Below are 26,279 nucleotides of genomic sequence, written 5' to 3'. Positions count from 1 at the left end.
AATTCAAGCAAGTTTGACGTTGCTGATATATAGCTTACGATGAGTAAATTATCAACAATTTAAGCACCCTTTAGGATACCGATTTTTTAATGGTAAATCTATAAGCAATCACCATTAATAAGGAAAAATATTTTGAGCTGGATCACAAAAGTCACAGTTAATTTTTTTAAAAAATTAACAAAAAATCAACAAAATGAAAACAAAACAATAACTTATTATGAAAAAGAGGAAAATCTTGCAACGGAGATGCCAGTCGCCCTGGTTTACAATGGTATTTCACACACAGTGATGATGTGTTCTCCTGAAAATTTAGCCGATTTTGCACTGGGTTTTTCGTTAGCAGAGGGGATTATTGATAAGCCTGCGGATATTTATGGCATAGATGTTGTGCCAGTATGTCAAGGTATTGAAGTACAAATTGAATTAGCGACACGTTGTTTTGTTCGATTGAAAGAACAGCGTCGTACTTTGGCTGGACGGACAGGGTGTGGCATTTGTGGGACAGAACAACTGCAACAAGTCTATAAACCCTTACCACAATTGGCTTGTACATTTGCACTCGATCTGAATAAATTAGATGATTGTCTCATCCAGTTGCAACAAGCACAGCTGTTAGGGAAACAAACGGGGGCCACTCATGCGGCTGCTTTTTTTGACGTAACTGGACAACTATTAGCGATACGTGAAGACGTGGGACGCCATGTCGCGTTAGATAAATTATTAGGTTGGCACGCAAAGCAAGGGAAACCTGTTGGTTTCGTTTTTGTGACCAGTCGAGCCAGTTATGAAATGGTACAAAAAACGGCAGTTTGTGGTATCGAAATGTTGGTGGCTATTTCCGCGGGAACAGAATTGGCAGTGAAGATGGCAAACCAGTGTCAATTGACTTTAATTGGCTTTACTCGAGAAGGTAGAGCAACTGTCTACACAGGAAAAGAGCGGTTGTTTTTTTAAGAATTTTCTTTATAATTACACTGTATAAAAAAACAGTTTTATGACGAATGACGTCAGGGTAGACGATGAAGTCTGCCCTGATTTTATTTCCTGTGAATGCGTGAGTAAGCAGAAAATAAGCATAAAAAAGAATAAGGCACAGTGTCGCATGGATATTTCAGAATTATTAGATGGACTAAATGATAAACAGCGTGAGGCAGTCGCTGCACCATTAGGCAACTATTTAGTCTTGGCGGGAGCAGGCAGTGGTAAAACGCGCGTGTTAACTCATCGTATTGCTTGGTTAATTGCTGTCGAACGGATTTCTGAAGGGAGCATTATGGCGGTGACATTCACCAATAAAGCCGCGGCAGAAATGCGTCATCGTATTGAACAGACACTTGCAAATCATGAGGCTCAACGTCTATTCGGCATGTGGGTCGGGACATTTCACAGTATTGCCCATCGTTTATTACGGGCGCATCACCTCGATGCAAACTTGCCACAAGATTTTCAAATATTAGATTCTGACGATCAACTTCGTTTAGTCAAACGCTTACTGAAATTACACAATTTTGATGAAAAAGTATTTGTACCAAAACAAGTATGCTGGTACATCAACAATAAAAAAGACGATGGTTTAAGAGCACATCAAATTGATGATAATAACGATAAGCATGAGCGAGAATGGATCAAAATTTATCAAATTTACCAAGAAACTTGTGATCGTGCTGGACTGGTGGATTTTGCTGAGTTGTTATTACGTGCTTATGAATTATGGCTGAAAAAACCAGTTATTTTGCAACGTTATCAGCAACGTTTTCAGCATATTTTAGTTGATGAATTTCAGGATACCAACAAAATTCAATATGCCTGGGTGAAATTGTTAGCTGGCGAGCAAGGCCACGTTATGATTGTCGGAGATGATGATCAATCTATCTATGGCTGGCGTGGTGCAAAAATTGAAAATATCCAACGTTTTCTTGATGATTTTCCAAACGCTAAAACAATTCGTTTGGAACAAAATTATCGTTCAACAAGCAATATTCTCGAAAGTGCAAACCATTTAATTGCAAATAACAGTAACCGCTTAGGTAAGAATCTATGGACTGATGGCGAAAAAGGCGAGCCTGTGGGGATTTATGCAGCGTTTAATGAGCTGGATGAAGCCCTATTTGTTGCATCACAAATCAAACAATGGGTGGAGACAGGTGGAAAATTAAATGATTGTGCTATTTTATACCGTAGTAATAGCCAATCACGTGTTATCGAAGAAGCCCTTATTCGTGCGCAGATTCCATACCGTATTTATGGCGGTATGCGATTCTTCGAGCGCCAAGAAATCAAAGATGCTTTGGCATACCTTCGCTTAATTGCAAATCGTCATGATGATGCAGCCTTTGAACGTGTGATTAATACGCCTGCGAGGGGGATCGGCGATCGTACATTAGATACTTTGCGCCAATTGACCCGCGAGCGTTCAGTGACATTGTGGCAGGCAACACGTTTAGCGATCGATGAAAATCGATTAACAGGACGTGCGGCAACGGCGTTGCAGCGTTTTATGGAATTAATTCATTCATTACAACAAGATAGTGCAGAAATGCCTTTATTTGCGCAAACAGACTTCGTGATTAAGCATTCTGGTTTATATGAAATGTATAAACAAGAAAAAGGTGAAAAAGGCGAGGTACGTATTGAAAACTTGGAAGAGCTTGTGACTGCGACAAAAGAGTTTGTGAAGCCAGATGAGGCCGAAGATCTTTCCGATCTTACTGCATTCTTAACTCATGCATCACTTGAAGCAGGTGAAGAACAAGCTTCACCACATCAAGACTATGTGGAAATGATGACATTACATTCAGCAAAAGGCTTGGAGTTTCCACGTGTACTTATGGTGGGCGTTGAAGAGGGACTTTTTCCAAGCTTTCGTTCTTTTGAAGAACCTGGACGCTTAGAAGAAGAGCGCCGTCTTGCTTATGTGGGCATTACTCGTGCAAAACAAAAACTGACAATTTGCTATGCAGAGAGTCGTCGATTATATGCTAAAGAAGAGCGTCATTTACCTTCTCGTTTTATCGCAGAATTACCAGCCGAGTGTATTCAGGAAATTCGTTTGCGTGGTACCGTGACACGTGCCATGAATCAACAAAAAGTTGGAACACTGACGCCTTCGCTCAGTGATAGTGAATGGAAAATGGGACAAAAAGTGTTACATGCTAAATTTGGTCAAGGGACGATCATTAATGTCGAGGGCGCAGAGAACAATACACGTTTACAAATTGCTTTTCAAAATCAAGGTATTAAATGGCTAATTGCTCACTTAGCAAAATTAGAAAAAATTCGTTAAGGAATGGATTTCGTGCTGCCGCACTTCAATAACACCTTTGGAAAAAGATCGCCTTAAGTAGACCAAAAAGTGCGGTCTTTTTTTAATGCCATGTTGTATCAACTAATAAATCGTTTTCCTCTGTTTTATCGTGAATTGGTGCTTAAACAAAAAGGAGAATTGGTATATGATATAGGCTAATTTTGACTCGACTAATAAACCAATTCTTATGGCAAAAAAAAACGCCCCACTTTCGACCAAACCTCATGAGCAAGGTATTGTCCCCCCTCATTCTTTAGAAGCTGAACAGTCTGTTTTGGGGGGAATTTTGATTCATCCTGCACACTGGGATAGCATCAGTGATATGTTGATTGCTGATGATTTCTATTTGGCAGCACATCGTGTTATTTTTCAGGAAATGGAAAATTTGGTTCGTCAAGGAAAACCGATTGACTTAATCAATATTTATGAATTTCTTAGAGAGAAAAATTTAAGCGAAGACGTTGGGGGATTTGCCTATTTAGCAGAGCTGTCTAAAAACACACCAAGTGTATCTAACATTGTTTCTTATGCTACGATTGTGCGTGACCGTGCGATCCTGCGTGATTTAATTAGTGTGAGTAATGATGTTGCCCAGAGTTGTTACACAACAAAAGGGATGGAAGTGAAAGATATTTTGGATGAAGCAGAGCGGAAAGTATTTGCAATTTCTGAAAAACGGACAACCTCGCATGAAGGGCCACAAAATATTTGTGCCATTTTAGAAAAGACCATTGACCGTATTGAACTCTTAAGTAAAGCAGAAGGGCATAATGGGATTACTGGGGTGAGCACAGGGTTTGATGCGCTTGATAAAAAAACAGCAGGGTTACAACCCTCAGACTTAATTATTGTTGCCGCCCGTCCATCTATGGGGAAAACCACATTTGCGATGAACTTGTGTGAAAATGCAGCATTGAAAAGTGACAAACCTGTTCTAGTATTTAGTTTAGAGATGCCCGCAGAACAAATTATGATGCGTTCACTTGCCTCATTATCGCGCGTGGATCAAACGAAAATTCGTACGGGACAGGGGTTAGATCAAAGCGATTGGTCTAAGATTGGAAGTACAATGGGACTTTTCGCAAATAAACCTAATTTATATATTGATGATTCTTCTGGACTGACGCCTACTGAATTACGCTCAAGAGCAAGGCGTATCTATCGTGAAAACGGTGGGTTAAGTTTAATTATGGTCGATTATTTACAATTAATGCGTGCGCCAGGATTTGCGGATAATCGTACACTTGAGATTGCTGAGATTTCTCGTTCTTTAAAAGCATTAGCGAAAGAATTAGAGGTCCCTGTTATCGCCTTGTCGCAGCTTAACCGTACGCTTGAAAACCGCGCTGATAAACGCCCTGTGAACTCAGACTTGCGTGAATCTGGCTCTATTGAACAAGATGCGGACTTAATTATGTTTATTTATCGTGATGAAGTGTATAACGAAAACTCGGAAGATAAAGGGATTGCCGAAATCATCATTGGTAAACAACGTAATGGACCGATTGGGCGTGTCAGACTGGCTTTCCGAGGACAATATTCCCGCTTTGATAATTTAGCGGATCAACGAGATATGAGAGACGATTACTAATGGATATGAAACCCGCAACGGCAAAAATCAGTTCCGTTGCATTAAAACACAACATTCAAACAATTAAACAAAAAGCCCCGAATGCAAAAATTATTGCAGTAGTAAAAGCGAATGCGTATGGGCACGGCGTGGTTTTCGTGTCTTCTGCGGTTGAGCAAATGGTGGATTGCTTTGGGGTCGCCCGTTTAGAAGAAGCGTTAAGTTTACGTTCAAATGGGATTACCAAGCCAATTTTGTTATTAGAAGGCTTTTTTTGCAGCAAAGATTTACCGATTTTAGCCGTAAATAATATTCAAACTGTGGTGCATAACATTGAGCAATTACAGGCATTACAAGACGCTGAATTACCTCATCCAATTAAGGTATGGCTAAAAATTGATACGGGGATGCACCGATTGGGCGTGGATTTAGATCAGGTAGATGACTTCTATCAAGCGCTCAAAAACTCCCCAAATGTCGATCCTAACATTGGTTTTGTCAGCCATTTCAGCCGTGCTGATGAAATTCATTCTGATTACACCGCACTTCAATTAAGCCGTTTTTTACAAGCGACAAAAGATAAAAAAGGCGAGCGCAGTATCGCTGCTTCAGGCGGTATCTTATTTTGGGAAGATTCTCACTTAGACTGGATTCGCCCAGGTATCATTATGTATGGCATCGCGCCAATTAATGTGCCAGCACAGGAATATGATTTAACGCCAGTTATGACCCTAACGTCTTCGTTAATTTCCGTCAAAGCACATAAAAAAGGCGAGCCTGTAGGTTATGGTGGTGTTTGGGTGAGTGAGAAAGACACCAAAATTGGTGTGGTTGCGATCGGTTATGGTGATGGTTATCCGCGCGACATTCCAACTGGTACGCCTGTTTATTTAAATGGTCGTCGTGTGCCAATCGTTGGTAAAGTCTCAATGGATATGCTCACCGTGGATTTAGGTCAAGACAGTCAAGATAACGTGGGCGATGAAGTGATTTTATGGGGCAAAGAATTGCCAATTGAGGAAATCGCTGAACTTAGTGGTGTGATTAGCTATGAGTTGATCACAAAATTAACTCCGCGTGTGCTTACAGAATATGTCGATTAATTAAATTAGTTATTTTTATATTTGGAAATTAAGGAAAACAACAATGAAAAACATCAACCCAACTCAGACAAATGCGTGGAAGGCATTAGAACAGCACCATAAAGCGCAAAGTGCGGTCACAATTCAACACCTTTTTGCGCAAGAAAAAGATCGTTTTACAGATTATTCCTTGTCTTTTAACAATGAAGTGTTAGTAGATTTCTCAAAAAACAATATCACAAAAGAAACATTAGGTTTATTACGTCAGCTTGCAAATGAATGTGCATTATCTGATGCGGTTGAAGCAATGTTTACTGGTGCAAAAATCAATAAAACAGAAGATCGCGCTGTATTACACACTGCACTTCGTAACCGTTCGAATACCCCAGTTTTAGTTGATGGCAAAGATGTGATGCCAGAAGTGAATGCTGTGTTAGCAAAAATGAAAGACTTCTGTCATCGTGTGATTTCAGGTGAATGGAAAGGGTATACTGGCAAAGCAATTACTGATGTGATCAATATCGGTATCGGTGGTTCAGACTTAGGTCCTTATATGGTAACTGAAGCATTACGTCCATATAAAAACCATTTGAATTTACACTTTGTGTCTAACGTTGATGGTACACACATTGCAGAAGTATTGAAAAAAGTCAATCCAGAAACGACCTTATTCTTAGTTGCGTCAAAAACCTTTACTACACAAGAAACCATGACTAACGCATTGTCTGCACGTGATTGGTTCTTAGCAAGTGCAAAAGAAGAAAGCCACGTGGCAAAACACTTTGCAGCACTTTCAACAAACGGTAAAGCGGTTGCTGAATTTGGTATTGATACCAATAATATGTTTGAGTTCTGGGACTGGGTTGGTGGTCGTTATTCATTATGGTCTGCAATCGGCTTATCTATCGCATTATCCATCGGTTTTGACAACTTTGAAGCACTTTTAGCCGGTGCGCACGAAATGGATAAACACTTCCGCAATGCGCCAATTGAGCAAAATATTCCAACTACATTGGCATTAGTCGGTTTATGGAACACTAATTTCTTAGGTGCACAAACTGAAGCAATTTTACCTTATGACCAATATTTACACCGTTTTGCGGCATATTTCCAACAAGGTAATATGGAATCAAATGGTAAATACGTTGATCGTAATGGCGAAGTGATCGATAACTATCAAACGGGTCCAATTATTTGGGGTGAACCAGGTACGAACGGTCAGCACGCGTTTTATCAATTAATTCACCAAGGTACAACATTAATTCCTTGTGATTTCATTGCACCAGCGCAAACACATAACCCATTAGCAGATCACCACCAAAAATTGTTATCTAACTTCTTTGCACAAACTGAAGCATTAGCGTTTGGTAAAACGAAAGAAGAAGTCGAAGCAGAATTTGTGAAAGCGGGCAAATCATTAGATGCTGTAAAAGACATTGTGCCATTTAAAGTGTTTACGGGTAACAAACCAACTAACTCAATTCTAGTGCAAAAAATCACACCATTCACATTAGGTGCATTAATTGCGATGTATGAACACAAAATCTTTGTTCAAGGCGTGATTTTCAATATTTACAGCTTTGACCAATGGGGCGTTGAGTTAGGTAAACAATTAGCAAACCGCATTTTGCCTGAGTTATCAAGTGATGAGAAAATTACAAGCCACGACAGCTCAACCAATGGCTTGATCAATCAATATAAAGCATGGCGTTAACGCTATTATAAATTTAAAAAAACAAAAGTGCGGCAATATTGACCGCACTTTTTTTATAAGCAGAAAAAGGAGCGTATTACAGCGAATCGCGCAATGTATCACACATCTTTGGTTAGATTAAATCATGTCCAATAAAAATTACGCGTCCAATGATTTCAATATGTTTATTTTTGTCGAATTCTAAATCGATTTGGGAGTAGATAAGTTGATTGTCACTAATTAAGCGTAATCCATTTGGTAATCCTTGAATGCGCTTTACCCATATTTGCGTGTCATTGCGCATCAGATAAATTTCCCCATCTTTTGGCGTTGTGACTGCTCGATTAACTAATAAAATATCGCCTCGCTGAATTGTAGGGTGCATTGCATCACCTCGTGCAACCATAAAGAGCAATTTTTCAGGCTCAACTCCTCTTATCTTCAACCAGTCCAGACTCAGCCCAATATAGTCATCAGGTCTATTCTGAATGCTATCAAGCGTAAAGTGGTGATAGAAAGGAATTTGGGCTTGTGCCTCATTCCCTTGCATCTTTGAGAGAGGAAATTGAGTCGAATACGTATTAGCTCGCTCGTTTATCTGATCGGAATGGAGAGCGTGGTTATTATTTTCGTCATAAAGGCCTAGCTGTTTTTGTACTGCAACAGGAAATGAAGAATAATGATATTCAAAGGTTTTTCCTTTCACGCCTTCTCTTTGGCGCTTTATCCATCCTTCGCGCGCTGCTTTTTTGACAATACCTTTGTCTGATGAAGGTAAATACAACTCTTTGTCCATGAGTTCTTTTATTGAAAACCACTCTTGAAAGTTCTGCATAAAGACCTTTTTAGGAACTCTAATGTGATTTAAGTTAGTGAGAATTTAAAGTTTTGACTTAAAATTAAATAATATCAAAGAAATAAATTTTTTAGAAAAGAACTGTTGAGTTCCTGTGAAAATAATTGTATAGTTCTTATCAGTTACTCACATGCGTAATCAAAAATGAATTAATCTAAGTCATAAGGATATCACATAATGAAAAAGAGTAAAAAGAATATGCATCGTGCATATATTATCGCTGCTGTTAAGGAAAAGGGCAGTTCACTCGCTCAGCTTTCAATTCAGGCAGGGTTACACCCGAGAACGTTAAATAATGCGTTAGATCGAAAGTATCCTAAAGGAGAAAAAATCATCGCTGATTTTATTGGTATTCCTGTTCAGGATATCTGGCCAGAACGCTACTAGGTTAAAATGAGAGCTATTTTTGTTTAAAAACTCATCTCTTAAACATTTTTTCGTAAAAATTTTGCTTTTAATTTTGGACATTATGCAAAGAGATGAGTAGAATACGCCCCCCACGATTTTGGAAATACATGAAATTTATTTTTATTCTTTATTTTTGGGCTGTTTATTTTTTATATAAAAGGGACTTTATGAATTTATCTGAGACATTATTGAAAAAACAAACAAGACATTCACGATAATCCATTACGTATTATCAAAGATCATAATCAATTATCTTCTTCTACTTTTATCCAAGTAGTTCAAATAAAAATAATTCAAGTTTAAGTTAATTACATTACTTTCATTTTAATTTATACCGCGACTCACAATGAGTTTAGCCAAAACTTCAAAGAAACACTAAAGACAATACGTCGACAAAATATAAGTAATACGCTATCCGATATGTAAAAAATACATTCGCCTTATACCCTTGCGAACCTCTAAATGAGGGAGAGTTATATCAATTAACAAAATAAAAAAGGCGCAAGGTCAACATAGCGACACTCTCTTTTAATGAGATGATTTTTGTGATCGACATACTTTTGTTTTGTGTCTACTGTAAATGCTGAAACGGATCAGTTCAATAAAAAGAAAAGTCATTGTGGGAAAGGGATTATAGAGATGCGTAGAGCCGTAGAGGCTGTAGTGAGTTCGAAATACAAAACGCACAGTTAGCGAGAATGTTTGGGCCATAACTGACTAAAAACGAATGTGCATGCACATAAGGTCAGCACTGATAAGGAGTAAATCCTGATGATTCAAGCAGGCGTTACAACAAGGGAATAATGGGAAAGATTTCATCAAATATGTTGTGTTGGACAGGATTATGCCACACGAGATATTGAATGAAAAAAAGAGATAAAATTTCATGGAAGGAAAAGACAGCAAGGATGCAGTCAACTCCATTCTCGTTAAAAAGGACGTAAATGCACTTCGTTTTTCAGATAAAAGAGAAACAATATTCTTTTTTGATAAAGCGGTGTAGTGATGACGAAGTAATAGGAGGAAATGAAAGACAAATAAACAAAAGATAAACGGATAGGGCGCCATTGTCTAAACATAGCGAAAGCCAGGATGGCAGATATGACAGAGAAGTCGTGTAAATACTTTAAGCTAGTTACAGGGCGAACTGGTAATCAGTGATGGAATCACATTTGATCGCGCATCATGTATTTGTGATCACCATTTCACTATCCGTGTTTCACAGGATGTTAGAATTAAATAGAATGAATATGAGTATCCGTTTTATTTAACTCAACAAATTACAGCAGGATGATATGTAATTATATTGCCAAGGATGGCATAACTGTGAGGCGTCAATTTGCAAGGATGCCGTTATCTTTCTTTGATTAAGTGAAAGTATTTCACGTTTTGACTTATGCGTTAACGAACGTTGAATGCGAGTTTAGTCGCTCATTTGAATCGAATTTGTTTTTATTTTGTTCAAGAAATATGAGTTAGATTGCTTTAGTGAAAAAAATAAATCAATTTATTTTTTGCAACCGTTTGCTTACTTATCGTGCCCTTTTAAGTAGGGATAAAATCCTTTATTATTTTGCCACATGCTAAATAGAGAATTTATTTTAAAGGGGCAATATGGAATTTAACGTAAATGAATTGTTAGGCTATGCAGCAGGAGTGCTCGTTGCTATTTCATTCCTATTTAAAAATATCGTTTTTATCCGAGTGGTCAATGGTATCGGTGCAATTTTGTTTGTTATTTATGCGCTCAGAATTGAAGCTTACCCTATTGCAGGGCTGAATACCTTTTTAGTTTTTATTCATCTTTACCAATTGTGGCGTTTAAAACAAGCAAAATAAACCACGAGAAATATAAAAAAACCGCACATTAACGTGCGGTTTTTTGTTTTTATTTAGCAATACGTTTGTATTTCATACGATGTGGCTGAGTTGCTTCAGCACCAAAGGTTTTCTTTTTCCATTCTTCATAGTCAGAGAAGTTACCTTCGTAGAACGTGACTTTGCCTTCATCACCGTAGTCTAAAATGTGCGTTGCGATACGGTCTAAGAACCAACGGTCGTGTGAGATCACCATTGCACAGCCTGGGAATTCTAAGATCGCATTTTCAAGTGCACGTAAGGTTTCAACGTCAAGATCGTTGGTTGGTTCGTCTAGTAATAGTACGTTACCGCCCGCTTGTAAAAGTTTCGCTAAGTGTAAACGACCACGTTCACCACCTGATAATTCACCTACACGTTTTTGTTGATCAACACCTTTAAAGTTGAAACGACCTACATAAGCGCGGCTCGGAATTTCAAAGTTTCCAATGCGTAAGATATCTTGACCATTAGAGACTTCTTCCCAAACAGTTTTTTTGTCGTCCATTGCATCGCGGAATTGATCCACAGAGGCTAACACAACAGTATCACCTAAGGTTACTCTCCCAGCATCTGGTTTTTCTTGACCTGAAAGCATACGGAATAGGGTGGATTTACCCGCACCGTTTGGACCGATAATCCCTACAATTGCCCCTTTCGGAATGCTAAATGAAAGATTATCAATTAACGTACGATCACCATAAGATTTTGTTAAACCTTGAACTTCAATCACTTTATCACCTAAGCGTGGACCAGGTGGAATAAAGAGTTCGTTAGTTTCGTTACGTTTTTGATATTCGCCACTGTTAAGTTCTTCAAAGCGCGCCATACGTGCTTTGCTTTTCGCTTGACGACCTTTTGGATTTTGGCGAACCCATTCTAATTCTTTCTCAATGGATTTTTGACGCGCTGATTCTGCAGCTTGTTCTTGGGCTAAACGTTTCTCTTTTTGCTCTAACCAAGAAGAGTAGTTACCTTCCCAAGGAATACCTTCACCGCGGTCAAGCTCTAAGATCCAACCTGCTACGTTATCTAAGAAGTAACGGTCGTGGGTAATTGCCACAACGGTACCTTCATAGTCATGTAAGAAGCGCTCTAACCACGCCACCGACTCCGCATCTAAGTGGTTGGTTGGCTCGTCTAACAATAACATATCTGGTTTTTCGAGTAATAAACGGCAAAGTGCAACACGGCGACGTTCACCACCTGATAAGTGTTCAATTTTTGCATCCCATTCTGGTAAACGTAATGCATCCGCAGCACGCTCTAATTGGTTATCAAGATTATGCCCATCGTGTGCTTGAATAATTGCTTCTAACTCAGCTTGTTCTGCAGCAAGTTTGTCAAAATCCGCCTCTGGATCTGCGTATAATGCATAAACTTCGTCTAAGCGAGTTAAGGCATTTTTCACGTCGCCAACGGCTTCCTCAATGGCTTCACGCACGGTTTGTTGCGGATCTAATTTCGGCTCTTGTGGTAAATAACCAATTTTAATGCCAGGTTGTGGGCGTGCTTCCCCCTCGATTTCTTTATCGATTCCCGCCATAATACGTAGTAAAGTCGATTTACCCGCACCGTTTAAACCAAGTACACCAATTTTTGCACCTGGAAAGAAGCTTAAAGAAATGTCTTTTAGAATATGACGCTTCGGTGGGACGATTTTGCCCACGCGATGCATCGTATAAACAAATTGTGATGACATAATTTCTCTCGTGATCTCTGTTAATGAATAGAAAAAAAGTGCGGTTATTTTACTTGAAATTTGTTAGATTAGCCAAGTACAGATAAAAAAAACCCTCCGAAGAGGAGGGTAGGAAAGTAGTTTAGCTATTTATGATTATTTTATTTAGGAACTTTATGAATATCAAGCAATCACTTGACGATTTGTATTTTACATAAATTTACACTCATGTGAAACAATTTTTACATTATTTTTGAAGTTCGTCACAAAAATAGATATAAATGGCTATTTTTTATTCATTTTGTAATCGTTTCTACAGCTTTTTGGATTGAAAAATAATCATTTCTTTTAGTTGGAGGGCGATTTTTAGTCGGGTTTATCGGATAATGTTACTAAAATCACATTTTTTAGGCGGTTTAGAATGAAAGCGTTTTCTTTTGGTTGTTTTTTGTGCGTTTTTGTGGTTTTTTTTTCGTCAACTCTCTCTGCACATCCGCACGCATTTATCGAAATGAAAACGAAAATTTTAGTCAAAGAACAACAATTGACAGGATTTTCGGTTGAATGGATTCTCGATGAGGCGAGTTCTGCTACGATGTTATATGACATCAAGCAAGCTCGTGGAGATAAAAAAGCACTACAGAAATTAATTGATGAAGTAATGGGGAATATTGTGCATGAACATTATTTCAGTTATTTGTTTGATAAAGACGGAAATAAAGTCAAATACAGTGCTAAACCACAGCATTACGGGATGAAGTCAAGTCATAATCAAGTGATGTACTATTTTGACTTTTTGTTGTCTAAACCACGGCAATTAACTGACAATACTTTTACGCTGTTGACTTACGATCCAACTTATTATGTCTCAATGTACTATGATCAAGAAAAGCTAAAAAGTGCGGTCGATTTTTCACATCTTCCAGCGCAATGTCATGGTAATGTGATTGAACCTGAAGTCGACAGTAAAGTCCGACAATATGCAAATTCATTGGATCAAACTCAGCGCGATGAGGATGATTCCTTGGGTGTTTTATTTGCACAAAAAGTGGTATTAGTATGCGAATAACGTTTCCAATCAAATATGTGTTTATCTTATTCGGGTTAGGGGTAAGTGCATATTTTTTACTACCTTATTTATTTTTCCATGTCGCGAGTTGGCAACGCGAATTTAACCAATTAATGTCAGGTTATTTGCATCAAATTAATGAAGACAAAACCTCGGCAGGAAGTTGGTTAATTTTGATCAGCTTTTTGTATGGTGTGTTTCACGCACTAGGACCAGGACACGGCAAATTTATTATTGCCACGTATTTATCTACGCATCAGACACAATTGAAAACCAGTATGAAATTAACGTTACTGTCTTCTTTCATGCAAGGCGTGGTGGCGGTGACAGTTACTTCAATTGTTGTCGTGTTATTGAGTCTCTCCTCTCGTTATTTTCAGTTAACACAACTTTGGTTAGAACGGGTTGCTTTTCTTTTTTTATTGCTGCTGGGGGTAGCGTGGTGCTATCAACATGGAAAAAAATTAGTTGGGCAATATTGGACTAAGCGTTCTGCTTCACCTCGTATTGTGGCAATGAATGTACCGCATGGAGCATCAATGAAAGTTGGACAGCGCGTCATGAGTACAGCGCATAGTCATGATGCATACTGCGGCTGTGGTCACCAACATGCCCCTAATGAAGCGCAATTAGCACAAGCAAATGATTGGAAATCACAATTTTTCGTGATCTGTAGCATTGGTTTACGTCCTTGTTCTGGGGCGATCTTTATTTTGTTTTTGGCATATATGCTTGATCTTTACCAATGGGGGATTATTGCGACCTTTGCTATGGCGATGGGGACAGGGCTGACCTTATCTGGCTTTGCTTTAATCGTATTATATGCACGTCATACTGCCATTAAAATTGGTCATTGGTATCAGCTATCACCTGGCGCTCAATCTCATGTGACACATATTGTGAAGTTTATTGCTGGAATCGTTTTGATATTCTTTGCGATGAGTTTGTTATATGGAACAACCTTGTCAGTCACTGGGGGAGCTGCCTTATTTGGTCGTCAGTAAAATGAATATCGCGTATGGATAGAATCGGGTTTGATGGCAGAAATATGAAAAAGCAGATCGTAATGATCTGCTTTTTTCATTTTAAAGTGCGGTTTGAATCAGATAAAGCGTGTAGCCAATGTAGCTACTCAAAAAGAGAAAACCAGCAAGTCGTCCAATAGGACGATGGCGTTTGTAAGCGAAAAAGCCGAGTACAAAGAGCGCAATCGTGAGTGAAGACATGACGAGCATATCACGTGAAAGAACTTCCTGTTCAGCTTGAATTGGCATAATCACACCCGCTAATCCAACGACCGCTAACGTATTATACAAATTTGAACCAATAATATTACCAACCGCGAGGTCGACTTCCCCTTTGCGTGCTGCTGCAATGGAGGCAGCAACTTCAGGTAATGATGTACCGACGGCAACGACAGTCAGTCCAATGACTAAATCGCTTACACCAATATAGTTCGCGATTTTAATTGCGCCCCAAACGAGTAATTGAGAGCTCACCATCAATAAGAGTAGTCCTGCGATAAGCCAAAATAGTGCAGCTTTAAAGGAAATCTGCTGTACAGCGTCCGCTTCTTCATAGGCGGCTTGAACGGATGCGCGTTGTTTTTTGCTTGACCAAATGGTCCATACCACATAAGCCGTGAAAAGCACTAATAATAAACTGGCTTCCCATCTTGTGATATCCATGTCTAATAAAAAGTAAGCGGATAAGCCTGTCACAGCAAGCAAAATAGGGAGTTCTTTTTTAATGACGCTACCGTGAACGCCAAGCGGTTTAATCAGGGCTGTAATCCCTAATATTAAGGCAATATTTGTAATATTCGAACCGTACGCATTACCTAAGGCAATACCTGGGCTACCGTTAAATGCCGATAAAGCAGATACCACCATTTCTGGCATAGATGTGCCAAAACCAATAATTAAAATACCAATTAAGAGTGGCGACATTCCTAAATAACGGGCTAATGCCGCGGAACCGTCCACAAAGCGATCTGCACTCCAGACTAAAATAATTAATCCAATCACAATCGCAAGAGAAGCTTCGAGTAACATCTGAAATCCTATATAAAAAATAGTCAAATTAGGACGCGTATCATATCTGTAAACGTTGGGAAAGAGAAGATGAGAGATAAAAAAATAAAAGCCCATAAGGAGGATATGGGCTCAAATTCTTTTGGTCAAAAAGAAACTTTTATAAAAGGAGACAAATAAAAGTTTACCAAAAGAAAAAATTGGCTCCTCCTGCTGGACTTGAACCAGCGACATACGGATTAACAGTCCGCCGTTCTACCGACTGAACTAAGGAGGAAGAATTCTGTATCACAAAGAATTTAGGTGGCGTATGATAATGTGCTTGCTACCCCTTGTCAACCGTAAGAAAACAAAAAAGTGCTCTTTTTTTCTGGTTATTTTTATATCCACAGAGGCTGTGGATAACTCTGTGAGTTATTATGCAAAAAACTCGCAAAAGCTAGGTCATTACTGGTGTTATTCTGTTTCATTATTGAATTGGTTGTAAAATGACATCTTTTTATTTATCAATGAGTTATTAAAACTCCACAAAAATTTTTAAAATTTTTTTCAAATTTGAGAGGTTTAAATCTTGACAATTATAACTCTGTGTAAAACCTAGCTTTTTTAAATCAAGATTTCACTTGAAATTATGTTAAAATTGACCGCACTTCTAAATCATGTGTATGAGAGAATATGGCACATAAAATTAATACCAAACCTTTTATACTTCACTCTGATTTTCAGCCTTCAGGTGATCAACCCCAAGCAATTCAACAATTGATCGATGGGTTAGAAAATGGTCTTGCGCACCAAACCTTACTTGGTGTAACAGGTTCAGGTAAAACGTTTACGATTGCGAATGTGATTGCCAAATTAAACCGACCTGCAATGTTGCTTGCCCCGAATAAAACATTGGCAGCCCAGCTTTATGCAGAAATGAAAGCGTTTTTTCCAGAAAATGCCGTAGAGTACTTTGTTTCTTATTATGATTATTATCAGCCCGAGGCTTATGTACCAAGTAGCGACACGTTTATTGAAAAAGATGCCTCAATTAATGACCAAATTGAACAAATGCGTTTATCAGCAACGAAGTCATTTTTAGAGCGTCGCGACACCATCGTTGTGGCGTCGGTTTCTGCCATTTACGGTTTGGGCGATCCCGATTCCTATCTCAAAATGATGTTGCATTTACAAACGGGCGCCATCATTAACCAACGCCAAATTCTTGCGCAATTAGCGGAATTACAATACACCCGTAATGATCAGGCATTTCAACGTGGTACTTTCCGTGTTCGTGGTGAAATCATTGATATTTTCCCAGCAGAATCAGATGATCGTGCGATTCGTATCGAATTGTTTGATGATGAAATTGAACGCTTAACCCTGTTTGATCCGCTCACTGGAAGCGGTTTTGGTACAGTGCCGCGTTATACCATTTACCCCAAAACACACTATGTCACACCGCGTGAACGAATTTTAGATGCTATTGAGAAAATTAAAGCGGAATTAACCGAGCGTAAGCAATTCTTATTAGAACATAATAAATTGCTTGAGGAACAGCGGATTACTCAACGGACACAATTTGATATTGAAATGATGAATGAATTGGGGTATTGCTCAGGGATTGAAAACTACTCACGTTATTTATCTGGACGCCAAGAGGGTGAACCGCCACCAACACTGTTTGATTATATGCCAGCAGATGCGTTATTGATTATTGACGAATCGCACGTCACCGTACCACAAATCGGCGGAATGTACCGAGGCGACCGTTCGCGTAAAGAAACCCTTGTTGAATACGGCTTTCGTTTACCTTCTGCCTTGGATAACCGTCCACTACGTTTTGAAGAATTTGAGCGTTTAGCCCCACAAACGATCTATGTTTCTGCGACGCCAGGACCTTATGAATTAGAAAAATCAGGGGGGGAAATCGTCGATCAAGTTGTGCGTCCAACGGGCTTGTTGGATCCTGAAATTGAAATTCGTCCCGTGGCGATTCAAGTCGATGATTTATTATCGGAAGCGCGTCAAAGAGCGGACCAAAATGAGCGCGTTTTGGTCACAACACTCACGAAAAAAATGGCGGAAGATTTAACCGACTATCTGGCAGAACATGGCATTCGAGTACGTTATTTGCACTCCGATATTGACACAGTGGAACGGGTAGAAATTATTCGCGATCTGCGTTTAGGCGAATTTGATGTCCTGGTCGGGATCAACTTATTAAGAGAGGGGCTTGATATTCCCGAAGTATCCTTAGTTGCCATTTTAGATGCAGACAAAGAAGGGTTTTTACGTTCGGAACGTTCATTAATTCAAACTATAGGACGTGCGGCGCGTAACTTAAAAGGAAAAGCGATTTTGTATGCAGATCGCGTGACGAACTCCATGGAAAAAGCCATTGGTGAAACGAATCGCCGCCGTGAAAAACAAATGAAATATAACGAAGCGCACGGTATTACGCCACAAGCACTGAATAAAAAAGTGGGAGAGATGCTGGATATTGGGCAAGGGGCAGCGAATAAAGCGAAAGCCAATCGGACAAGTAAAAAAGTCAGCGAACCTACCGCACTTTATCAAATGCCGCAAACACCAAAAGAATATCAACAACAAATTAAAAAGCTTGAACAGCAAATGTATAAATATGCGCAGGATCTGGAATTTGAAAAAGCCGCGGCAGTACGTGATCAATTACATCAACTGCGTGAGCATTTTTTTGAAGTGTAAAATATGAGTGACAAATGATGGATGACAAATTAAGCCAACGATTTTTAGCGGTTGCGGGTCCCGCAATTGAATTAGCCAAACAAAAAAAAGTGAAAGCGGCGCTCTTAATGTTAGAGAAGATGGATATTGATATCACCGCCGAACGCGATTTGTATCATTTGATTCAAATACAAAAAGCCGCGTTATTAGAACTGTTAGAAAAAGAAAAACCAGTAAAAATGTCACGACATTTTGAACATGTGGTTGAGATTTATCGCAGTATCCCAAATGAAAATAAAACCGTATACCGTTCTGCACAAATGCAACTTGCTAATTTATTCATTAATTTGAAAAAATTTGATGATTTGGAACAGTTATATGCAGACTTTTCTCGCCAAGCCAGTGTAGATGCGGAGGATAAACTTTTTTTAAGCTCTGTATTGCTGAGTTTAAATAAAGTAGAGGCATCGCTGACATTGCTGGATTCGATTAAACAACGAGATGGTGCGACTTTGTTCGCGACGGCGAAAACCAATGCTGCGCTCATCTTAAAACAACTAAAACGCTATCAAGATTGTATTGCAACTTGTTCTCTTGTTTCTGCCGAAGACGACATGAATATGTATGCCAAAACACAGCTAATTTGGGCAGAGGCATTATATCGCTTAGGGCGTCGAGAGGAATCTTTTCAAGTCTATCATCGACTAAAACCCTTTCATCAACCCTTTTATTCCGAAGCGAGATGGCAACTGTTTATTAAATTCCCTGTAAAAGCCATTCGACAGAATGTCTTGGAATTTTTTGGTAAAGCCTAGTATTGCATTGAACGAAGGCATTCAAGAAGAAAAAAGTCCACAGGCGAATGTCTTCGTGTATAACAACGCGTTATTTTTTTCCTACCGAGTTATTATTTTAAAAATAATAGGAACTTCATTGTTTAAATAAAGAGAACGATGGTGGTTCTTTTTGTTTAATAAATAATAGGCTGCGTTATTAATCATATTATTCTGATTATTTTTAGTCTTTATTTTGTTTATTTTTTCATTGGTTGGTGCATTTTAATGATTATTTTATTTTTATCTTGAGGCATCTTGCAGTAAAATTCATTCGCCCTTTTATTTTCTTATTTAAGAGTAAAGTGTCGTAATTCATTTTAGATAGTGAGTATAATACTGATGGAATGCATACTAAACGTATGCTGATCTCTATTAGGTGATGAGGTACTAAGATTGGTCATTAATAGCGTTATTCAATGTTTCTATTTAAAATATCATGCCTATCTCTTTTCCCTCCCTTCCGTACGATTAAGATGTAATATGATTGCCTGTTATTTTTTATTTCTTCTTTTCAGTGAAGTAAATAATATCAGGCGATAATCATCGCGTCTTTTTATATTGTGTGTTTATTTCTCATTGAATGAGAAGTTAAAAGTTAAATGGATTTATTATGAAAAAAAATGACTTAATTTATCACTATTATTCTGTGATAAAACGATTTTATCGAAATCAACATGGTGTTTATACGGTGATGACCGCATTGCTCACCTTTCCGTTATTAGTTGCCATTGCTTTTGCCGTAGATGGTACGGGGATCTTGTTAGATAAAGCACGCCTAGCACAAGCAACAGAACAAGCCGCACTGATGCTGGTAGCTGAGAATAACAAGTTTAGAAAAAATAAAAAACATAATGACGTAACTCAACAGAGTGTTTCAAGTGAGGATATTGTACAGCATCAAGGCTCTCAAATTGAGGCACAACAAGATAAGCGCAATTTAGAAATGATTCATGGTATGGTCAAAGTCTATTTACGTTCTGAAGATCGTTCTTTACCAAATGGATATCAACAGGTAGATAAGCCCGTGACTATTCCAAAACCATTTTATTATCACTGTGATCAAGATATTAGTGCTAAAACGGAGATTCAAAGTCCAACGAAAACCGTAACTTGTGTAGTGAATGGGGATATTCACCGTCAATTTTGGTTACCCTTGAGTGAGCAGTTAGTGAAGCCACAAACAGTAGCTGGACGTTTACCGATTTCATCGGGGATGTCTATGGCGGTGAAAGAAAATGGTTTAACTGCCCCGATAGATTTAATGTTAGTGTCTGATTTTTCTGCCTCGATGTTATGGGAGGTCGGGAAAGACGAAGTAACAGCTTATCCACCACATCGTAAAATAGATATTTTACGTAATGTTGTTAAAGAAATTTCTGAGATTCTTCTTCCTAAAGGAGAAGTTGAAGGAGTGAGTCCATATAACCGTATGGGATTTACGACTTTTGCTGCAGGAGCAAGACAAAAAGGTGATAAATATAATTGTGTTTTACCTTATTATCTAAAAGATGAGAAAAAGAAATTCTTTGTCAAAAAATTAGTATTAGATAGACAAGATCGATATCGTTATTTTTACCGAGAATATGATGGGGTTGCTAATGAAGTTAACAGTGGAGATTCATGTAAAACAGATTACTATTATGGTTCAAGTAATGTTAATGAAATGTGTCAAGTTGAAGCTAAACCTAAAAAACTCCTTAAAGAAGCATTAAAAATAGGGGATTGGGACACAGTGAATCGTGTTTTTGATAATTTTCTTGATGTTAAGAATACGGTTGAACATGTAAAAACGTTTACTGGAGATAATAAAGATTATGAGATTAAATTTGTTGATGAACGCTTTTGTTTAGGTGGAAATCAAGGGACTGAAACTACACAAGCTTGGTTTGATAAAAGTAACCCAGATATTTTTGGGGCATTAGAAAAAGTTAATCCAAAAGGCGGAACAGCCGCCACATCAGGATTGATTATTGGTGCTAATGTTATGATGAATAAAAATGAAAATATTAATGCTCAACCTCAACAAGCAAAAAGTAATACTCAGCGTATCCTTTTAGTATTGTCTGATGGTGTAGACAATCAGCCATCAGATAAAACTTTAGTTAGATTATTTGAGGGTGGATTATGTAACACAATCAAGGAGCAAATCAATTCATTGCAAGATAAAAACTTTCCGAGTTTACCAACGCGTATTGCATTTGTTGCATTTGGTTATAACCCACCTCAAAGTCAGGTAGACGCTTGGAAAGCGTGTGTTGGTAATCATTATTATCAAGTTAATAATAAGGAACAATTGTTAAAGAGCTTCCAACAAATCATCAGCTTAGATGAAGAAGTGGGACGTGCAGCAAATGCTAAAAAGAAAATTGTAAAAAAATAAATAGGTAGCTAACTCAAAAAAATCTCTTAGGCAACTAAGAGATTTTTTTATTGGCTATTGGTTAGGGCGTTTAGCTAACAGATGGCTTGGAAGAATAAAAGAAAAACGGCTGCCTTTTTGTTCTTCACTTTCAATTTGCAATTGGGAATGGTGATGTTCAAGGGCGTGTTTGACGATTGCCAGCCCCAAGCCATTTCCGCCTGTTTGGTTACTGCGCGACTCATCGACACGGTAAAAACGCTCCGTTAAATGATATAAATGATGTTGGGCGATCCCGATGCCATTGTCTTGTACACTGAACTCTGCGCCTTGCTCACAGTATTGCCAACGAATGTTGATTTGGCAATGTTGTCCTGCGTGTTTTATCGCGTTGTAAATTAAATTGGATACCGCACTTTGTAGCTGACTTTCATCGCCTCGGACATAAATATCAGGGGTAATTTCAAAATGGATTTGATGATCGTAGTGATTTAAAAACGTGGCGTTTTCTTTTAGATTTAGAATTAAACGTGACATATTGATGATGTCATGTTCTGTATTCGAGGCATTTTCAATTTTCGCCAGTAAGTTGAGTTGGTGCAATAAGTTTGCCATCCGTTTGCTTTGTTCTTGCATCGCATGTAGTGCTTTTTGAGTCAGCGCACTTTGATTGGGCTCCGCTTCAAGTAGCTCTAGATAACCTTGTAATACAGTAAGTGGCGTACGCAATTCATGGTTAATATTGGATAAAAACGTTTGACGAGAATGCAATAAGCGGATCATCTGTGTGACATCTCGCGCGATGATGACACGGGATTGATTGTCATCTTGATGAATATTCATTTCAATATAACGATTTTCATTGGTTAATAAGACTAAAGGGCGTTTGCGTACCGTTTGATAAAAATAATGTTTAAATTCATTGTAAAAAATCACACTAAAGATACTTTTATGGGTAACTTTTTTATTCCAGTAAAACAAAAACATTTCTTGTGAGGCATGATTACACCAAGAAATCGTGCCCGATTGGTCACAAATTAAAATCGCATCAGGTAAATATTGAATATTTTTATTTAACTTTGAAAGTAAACGTAGGGCTTTGATTTTGTCCCGACGGTTTTTACTTTTGTAATAGGCGGTCGTTTGAGAAATGTTTTCTAACAAAAGGGTTTTCTTTTTAGTTGGTACTTCTTCGGGAGTGAGCATGTTGAGTAACTTAAACTCGTTGTAATGATGAAACACGAGTAAGCAAATCAAGGCGATAATGAACCAAAATGAAAAGGATTGGGCAAAATAAGAAAACAGACTTGCCACCGCAACAGCAAGGATTAATTCGATGGCGAGGTATTTACTGGAAAAGGTTCTTTTCATTTGCTGTCATCCTGTAGTTGACTCGAAAAACGGTACCCCGCTCCACGAACAGTTTGAATGTAGCGATCGAAACCATAGTGTTCGAGGCTTTTGCGTAAGCGGCGGATATAGCTGTCAACCGTTCGATCTTCCACATAAATATCATTTCCCCAGATGAAATCCAGTAGCTGCTCTCTGGTGTAGACTTTTTCGGGGTGAGTCATGAAAAATTTGAGTAATTTAAACTCGGTGGAGCTTAAGGTGATCGGTTGTTTGTTGTAACAGACTCGTAGCGCATCTTGATCTAAACTAAGCCCATCAATTTCGATCAGGTGGCTGCTTTGTTCGTACACGCGGCGAATTACGGCTTCGATGCGAGCGAGCAATATTTTCGGTGAAAAAGGTTTAGTAATATAATCGTCAGCCCCAGTATTTAGGCATGTAATACAGTCTTCTTCTTCGCTACGCGCGGTCAGCATGATGATGGGAATGGTGCTAGTTTCTTCGTTTTTCTTGAGAAATTGAATTAACTGGATGCCAGAACGTCCTGGTAGCATCCAATCTAATAAAATCAAGTGCGGTTTTTCAGCGAGTTTTTTGATCGCACTTTGATAGTCTGATGCTTCAATCATCTCGTAACCTTGCTGGGTCAAGAATAAAACGATCATTTCTCGAATCGCGCTTTCATCTTCAACAACTAATATTTTTGTCATGCTTTCCTCGTTTATGTCAGTGCGGTTTCTTTTTTAACTATTTTTAGCCTATGTGGTTACATTTCGCGGTTTGCATAAATTCTGCCACATAGTCATTCGCGGGGTGGTAACGTAATTGCTGTGGTCTGCCGACTTGAACTAACTCTCCTTCATTTAAAATGGCAATTTGGTTGCCCATTTTTATTGCTTCATCAATGTCATGCGTGATAAATACAATACATTTATTTAATCGTTGCTGTAAGTCTAAGACTAAGTCCTGTAATTTGATCCGAATCAGTGGATCAAGCGCAGAAAAGGCTTCGTCCATGAGAACAATATCGGTATCTGCAGTTAATGCTCTTGCTAATCCTACGCGTTGACGCATACCGCCTGAAAGTTGGGCAGGATAGGCGTTTTCGTATCCCGCTAATCCGACTTCGTTTAACCAGTAGTCTGCTTGTTGTTGACGCGCTTTTTCTGCTATACCTCGTACTTTTAACGCATAAGCTACATTTTGTCTCACAGTTAAGTGAGGTAATAAGCCAAAATGTTGAAACACCATACTCACACGTTGTTGACGGAATTGGCGTAATGCGTGTGGATTTAACGCCGTGACGTTGGTGTCACATACCCAGACTTCGCCTGAACTTGGTTCAATAAGACGGTTAATATGGCGCACGAGTGTGGATTTCCCTGAGCCAGATAAACCGATGATACAAAAGATCCCGTTACCGTGAATTTGTAAATTGATATTGCGTAATCCAATTTGACAGCCTGTTGCTTGAAAGATCTCAGCATTTGACGCATTGTCTTTGAGGAGACTGAGTGCTTGGTGACAGGCTTTACCATAAATTTTGTTGATATTTTTAAATGTAATTTGTGTCATTTATGTTCACTCTCATGGTGTTGCCCACGTCCGTAGGCTTGTGTAATGCGGTCGATGATAATAGCTAAGATCACAATGGCGGTGCCCGCTTCTACACCTTGTCCAATATTGAGTGTTTGGATAGCTTGTAGCACGTATTCACCTAATCCCTTTGCGCCAATCATTGAGGCGAGAACAACCATCCCTAAAGACATCATCACTGCCTGATTGATGCCTGCGAGAATACTGGCTTTGGCTTGTGGTAGCAGTACCCAGAGTAATAATTGCCAGCGTGTACTTCCGAATGATTGTGCAGCTTCGATCATTTGTGGGCTGACTTGGCGGATACCGAGCGCAGTTAAGCGGATCAGGGGAGCAATCGCATATACGACTGTCGCGAATAACGCAGGCACTTTGCCGATACCAAATAGCATCAGTACAGGGATTAGGTACACAAAACTTGGCATGGTTTGGATTACATCCAAGACAGGTTGTAACACTTGGTGGAGCCTTTTGTTTGATGCCATAAGGATGCCAATTGGGATACCAAGTAAAATAATGAAAAAAGCAGAAACAATGAGCAGGGCTAAGGTTTGCATTAACGGGATCCAAAGTCCAAATGCACCAATTAAATAGAATCCTGCGCTGCAGAGTAGCGCAAACCAAACTTGACGAGTCGCGTGCCAGGCAAGGAGCGCAACAAGTAATAACATGATCCAGGTGGGAATTGATTCAAGTGTTTTTTCCACTGGAATTAATACATAGTCTAGGGAAAATTGGCTCACTTGGCGGAAATGGCTGCCATAGTCTTGGACGGTATTGACTAAAGCATGGTTCAGTTTTTCTGCAATGGACCAGGCAGCAAATACGCTGTCTGATGCCGTATTTTGTTGTAAGTATTGCTGTAATTTTTCACGAGCGGTAGGCGCAAGCCAAGGTTGCCATATTTGTGGTGAATGTTGTAAAAAAAGATGGGCTTGTTCTAAACCATGACGCTTATTTTCCGTCATCTCTAATATTGCTTGATTTAATGTCTGAGGTTCCAATTGGATCTGGTTTATTAACGCCACTAAATCAGGATGATGTGTCGCGAAATGGCTTGAAACGGACATGGCAAGTTGAGAGTGAGGAAAGCCGCTTATGCAAGGTGTGGTGTTATTTGTGGGGCGCAATAGACGCTCCCAGCATGTCGCTTGATAAGCAGGGAAATGAATCGGAGAAAATTCATACTTCGCCATCAATCCCGTCGGCTGCCAATAATAAAAAAGAATTGGTTTTTGCTGTGTATATGCTGAGGCAATTTCAGCATCCAATGCGGCTCCTGTGCCAGGATGCACATTGTTGAATTGTTGGCTGAGTCCAGTCGCGTTTAAGAGATGTGTATTAAATATTTCACAAGTCCAGCCCGTTGGACAATTCAGGAAACGCGCTTTGTGAGGTTGTTCGGGATCAGAAAAAAGGTGAGCAAATTGCGCGAGATCCTGTACCTGATCTAATTCTGGATATTGTTCTTTTACGTAACGTGGAATATACCAACCTTGTGTTGCACCACCTTTGAGTGTGTCACCGATAATTTGTACTTTTCCTTCACGTTGTCCCTGTTCAATAATCGGGGAGCGCCCAACCCATTGTTCTGCGATAATTTGAATGTCATCTTGTACTAATGCTGTTTCTAAGGCATGGGTTGCACCGGGTACGATTTCTGTTTGGCATCCATAACCTTCACGTAAGATTAGATCCAAAAGTGCGGTAGAAAATTGTCCACTTTCCCAATCTAATGCGCCTAACTTGATTGGCTTGTCGGTATCGCAGGCATAAAGCGTGCCACTAAAGAGTAAAAAAAACGCGATACCTAAGCATTTTAAGCTGTTCATGTTGAATCCTTTTCGATGATTAGGTATCGCAAATTGTAATCAAATACATCTTAGATGCAATG

19 protein-coding genes and 1 tRNA gene are annotated in these 26,279 nt (G+C 39.0%); 12 read left to right on the top strand and 8 right to left on the bottom strand.

Annotation, left to right across the window (positions count from 1 at the left end):
- Positions 1-132: 132 nt before the first annotated feature.
- From fdhD to pgi, 5 genes are all read left to right on the top strand, one after another.
- On the top strand, positions 133-954 hold the full coding sequence (gene fdhD, locus ACWIT3_RS08800) for a formate dehydrogenase accessory sulfurtransferase FdhD (protein ID WP_457162346.1): 822 nt from the start codon (positions 133-135) through the stop codon (positions 952-954).
- A 148-nt stretch (positions 955-1,102) separates the two neighbouring features.
- Positions 1,103-3,283 carry a DNA helicase II gene (gene uvrD, locus ACWIT3_RS08795; RefSeq protein WP_457162345.1) on the top strand — a complete coding sequence of 727 codons (2,181 nt, stop codon included), beginning with the start codon at positions 1,103-1,105 and terminating at the stop codon, positions 3,281-3,283.
- 208 nt (positions 3,284-3,491) lie between these two features.
- Positions 3,492-4,895, top strand: a complete 1,404-nt coding sequence (locus tag ACWIT3_RS08790; RefSeq protein WP_457162344.1) for a replicative DNA helicase — start codon at positions 3,492-3,494, stop codon at positions 4,893-4,895.
- 5 nt (positions 4,896-4,900) lie between these two features.
- Positions 4,901-5,977, top strand: coding sequence for an alanine racemase (gene alr / locus ACWIT3_RS08785; RefSeq protein ID WP_457162358.1), 1,077 nt, complete (start codon positions 4,901-4,903; stop codon positions 5,975-5,977).
- Positions 5,978-6,020: 43 nt separating this feature from the next.
- Positions 6,021-7,670 (top strand): glucose-6-phosphate isomerase, encoded by a 1,650-nt coding sequence (gene pgi / locus ACWIT3_RS08780; protein ID WP_457162343.1) that lies wholly within the window; start codon positions 6,021-6,023, stop codon positions 7,668-7,670.
- A 112-nt stretch (positions 7,671-7,782) separates the two neighbouring features.
- Here the strand turns inward: pgi and ACWIT3_RS08775 are convergent, their stop codons facing one another.
- The gene (locus ACWIT3_RS08775) at positions 7,783-8,484 is read right to left on the bottom strand and encodes a helix-turn-helix domain-containing protein (protein ID WP_457162342.1); all 702 of its coding nucleotides are present in this window, start codon (positions 8,482-8,484) and stop codon (positions 7,783-7,785) included.
- Positions 8,485-8,682: 198 nt separating this feature from the next.
- Between ACWIT3_RS08775 and ACWIT3_RS08770 the strand changes: the two genes are divergently transcribed.
- Entirely contained in the window at positions 8,683-8,892 is a 210-nt protein-coding gene (locus tag ACWIT3_RS08770; RefSeq protein ID WP_457162341.1) for a helix-turn-helix domain-containing protein, read from the top strand.
- A 1,635-nt stretch (positions 8,893-10,527) separates the two neighbouring features.
- A complete protein-coding gene (locus ACWIT3_RS08765; protein ID WP_457162340.1) occupies positions 10,528-10,752 on the top strand; it encodes a hypothetical protein in 225 nt (74 codons plus the stop codon).
- Positions 10,753-10,801: 49 nt separating this feature from the next.
- On the opposite strand, the gene ettA is transcribed toward ACWIT3_RS08765, so the two are convergent.
- The gene (gene ettA, locus ACWIT3_RS08760) at positions 10,802-12,472 is read right to left on the bottom strand and encodes an energy-dependent translational throttle protein EttA (RefSeq protein ID WP_457162339.1); all 1,671 of its coding nucleotides are present in this window, start codon (positions 12,470-12,472) and stop codon (positions 10,802-10,804) included.
- A gap of 400 nt (positions 12,473-12,872) precedes the next feature.
- Between ettA and zevA the strand changes: the two genes are divergently transcribed.
- Both zevA and zevB read left to right on the top strand, forming a co-directional pair.
- The gene (zevA, locus tag ACWIT3_RS08755; RefSeq protein ID WP_457162338.1) at positions 12,873-13,520 is read left to right on the top strand and encodes a zinc transporter binding subunit ZevA; all 648 of its coding nucleotides are present in this window, start codon (positions 12,873-12,875) and stop codon (positions 13,518-13,520) included.
- The gene (zevB, locus tag ACWIT3_RS08750) at positions 13,511-14,524 is read left to right on the top strand and encodes a zinc transporter permease subunit ZevB (protein ID WP_457162337.1); all 1,014 of its coding nucleotides are present in this window, start codon (positions 13,511-13,513) and stop codon (positions 14,522-14,524) included. The genes zevA and zevB overlap by 10 nt, the downstream gene beginning before the upstream one ends.
- Before the next feature lie 81 nt (positions 14,525-14,605).
- On the opposite strand, the gene ACWIT3_RS08745 is transcribed toward zevB, so the two are convergent.
- Together ACWIT3_RS08745 and ACWIT3_RS08740 are read right to left on the bottom strand one after the other, a co-directional pair.
- The gene (locus ACWIT3_RS08745) at positions 14,606-15,574 is read right to left on the bottom strand and encodes a calcium/sodium antiporter (protein ID WP_457162336.1); all 969 of its coding nucleotides are present in this window, start codon (positions 15,572-15,574) and stop codon (positions 14,606-14,608) included.
- Positions 15,575-15,754: 180 nt separating this feature from the next.
- A tRNA-Asn gene (locus ACWIT3_RS08740) sits at positions 15,755-15,830 on the bottom strand.
- A 398-nt stretch (positions 15,831-16,228) separates the two neighbouring features.
- Here ACWIT3_RS08740 and uvrB point away from each other — a divergent pair.
- From uvrB to ACWIT3_RS08725, 3 genes are all read left to right on the top strand, one after another.
- Positions 16,229-18,262, top strand: coding sequence for an excinuclease ABC subunit UvrB (uvrB, locus tag ACWIT3_RS08735; RefSeq protein ID WP_457162335.1), 2,034 nt, complete (start codon positions 16,229-16,231; stop codon positions 18,260-18,262).
- Between the two features lie 14 nt (positions 18,263-18,276).
- Positions 18,277-19,056 (top strand): hypothetical protein, encoded by a 780-nt coding sequence (locus tag ACWIT3_RS08730; protein WP_457162334.1) that lies wholly within the window; start codon positions 18,277-18,279, stop codon positions 19,054-19,056.
- 631 nt (positions 19,057-19,687) lie between these two features.
- Positions 19,688-21,457 (top strand): TadE/TadG family type IV pilus assembly protein, encoded by a 1,770-nt coding sequence (locus tag ACWIT3_RS08725; protein ID WP_457162333.1) that lies wholly within the window; start codon positions 19,688-19,690, stop codon positions 21,455-21,457.
- A gap of 54 nt (positions 21,458-21,511) precedes the next feature.
- Here the strand turns inward: ACWIT3_RS08725 and phoR are convergent, their stop codons facing one another.
- From phoR to ACWIT3_RS08705, 4 genes are read right to left on the bottom strand one after another with little or no spacing between them, the layout of a single operon-like run.
- Positions 21,512-22,807, bottom strand: coding sequence for a phosphate regulon sensor histidine kinase PhoR (gene phoR / locus ACWIT3_RS08720; protein ID WP_457162332.1), 1,296 nt, complete (start codon positions 22,805-22,807; stop codon positions 21,512-21,514).
- Positions 22,804-23,499 carry a phosphate regulon transcriptional regulator PhoB gene (gene phoB / locus ACWIT3_RS08715; RefSeq protein WP_457162331.1) on the bottom strand — a complete coding sequence of 232 codons (696 nt, stop codon included), beginning with the start codon at positions 23,497-23,499 and terminating at the stop codon, positions 22,804-22,806. The genes phoR and phoB overlap by 4 nt, the downstream gene beginning before the upstream one ends.
- A gap of 43 nt (positions 23,500-23,542) precedes the next feature.
- Positions 23,543-24,364 carry an ATP-binding cassette domain-containing protein gene (locus ACWIT3_RS08710; RefSeq protein ID WP_457162330.1) on the bottom strand — a complete coding sequence of 274 codons (822 nt, stop codon included), beginning with the start codon at positions 24,362-24,364 and terminating at the stop codon, positions 23,543-23,545.
- Positions 24,361-26,217: a glycine betaine ABC transporter substrate-binding protein gene (locus ACWIT3_RS08705; protein WP_457162329.1), complete on the bottom strand. Its 1,857-nt coding sequence runs from the start codon at positions 26,215-26,217 to the stop codon at positions 24,361-24,363. The genes ACWIT3_RS08710 and ACWIT3_RS08705 overlap by 4 nt, the downstream gene beginning before the upstream one ends.
- Positions 26,218-26,279 lie beyond the last annotated feature (62 nt).

This window comes from Pasteurella sp. P03HT (assembly GCF_054052285.1).
Note: the sequence above shows the minus strand (reverse complement) of the source record. Positions and strands in the feature narration are given on the sequence as shown.

Coding starts and splice junctions, on each gene's coding strand:
- ACWIT3_RS08705 (WP_457162329.1), bottom strand. CDS start 26,217: ATGAACAGCTTAAAATGCTTAGGTATCGCGTTTTTTTTACTCTTTAGT.
- zevA (WP_457162338.1), top strand. CDS start 12,873: ATGAAAGCGTTTTCTTTTGGTTGTTTTTTGTGCGTTTTTGTGGTTTTT.
- ACWIT3_RS08710 (WP_457162330.1), bottom strand. CDS start 24,364: ATGACACAAATTACATTTAAAAATATCAACAAAATTTATGGTAAAGCC.
- ACWIT3_RS08775 (WP_457162342.1), bottom strand. CDS start 8,484: ATGCAGAACTTTCAAGAGTGGTTTTCAATAAAAGAACTCATGGACAAA.
- zevB (WP_457162337.1), top strand. CDS start 13,511: ATGCGAATAACGTTTCCAATCAAATATGTGTTTATCTTATTCGGGTTA.
- ACWIT3_RS08730 (WP_457162334.1), top strand. CDS start 18,277: ATGATGGATGACAAATTAAGCCAACGATTTTTAGCGGTTGCGGGTCCC.
- ACWIT3_RS08765 (WP_457162340.1), top strand. CDS start 10,528: ATGGAATTTAACGTAAATGAATTGTTAGGCTATGCAGCAGGAGTGCTC.
- ettA (WP_457162339.1), bottom strand. CDS start 12,472: ATGTCATCACAATTTGTTTATACGATGCATCGCGTGGGCAAAATCGTC.
- pgi (WP_457162343.1), top strand. CDS start 6,021: ATGAAAAACATCAACCCAACTCAGACAAATGCGTGGAAGGCATTAGAA.
- phoB (WP_457162331.1), bottom strand. CDS start 23,499: ATGACAAAAATATTAGTTGTTGAAGATGAAAGCGCGATTCGAGAAATG.
- uvrB (WP_457162335.1), top strand. CDS start 16,229: ATGGCACATAAAATTAATACCAAACCTTTTATACTTCACTCTGATTTT.
- ACWIT3_RS08770 (WP_457162341.1), top strand. CDS start 8,683: ATGAAAAAGAGTAAAAAGAATATGCATCGTGCATATATTATCGCTGCT.
- alr (WP_457162358.1), top strand. CDS start 4,901: ATGAAACCCGCAACGGCAAAAATCAGTTCCGTTGCATTAAAACACAAC.
- ACWIT3_RS08725 (WP_457162333.1), top strand. CDS start 19,688: ATGAAAAAAAATGACTTAATTTATCACTATTATTCTGTGATAAAACGA.
- uvrD (WP_457162345.1), top strand. CDS start 1,103: ATGGATATTTCAGAATTATTAGATGGACTAAATGATAAACAGCGTGAG.
- phoR (WP_457162332.1), bottom strand. CDS start 22,807: ATGAAAAGAACCTTTTCCAGTAAATACCTCGCCATCGAATTAATCCTT.
- ACWIT3_RS08790 (WP_457162344.1), top strand. CDS start 3,492: ATGGCAAAAAAAAACGCCCCACTTTCGACCAAACCTCATGAGCAAGGT.
- ACWIT3_RS08745 (WP_457162336.1), bottom strand. CDS start 15,574: ATGTTACTCGAAGCTTCTCTTGCGATTGTGATTGGATTAATTATTTTA.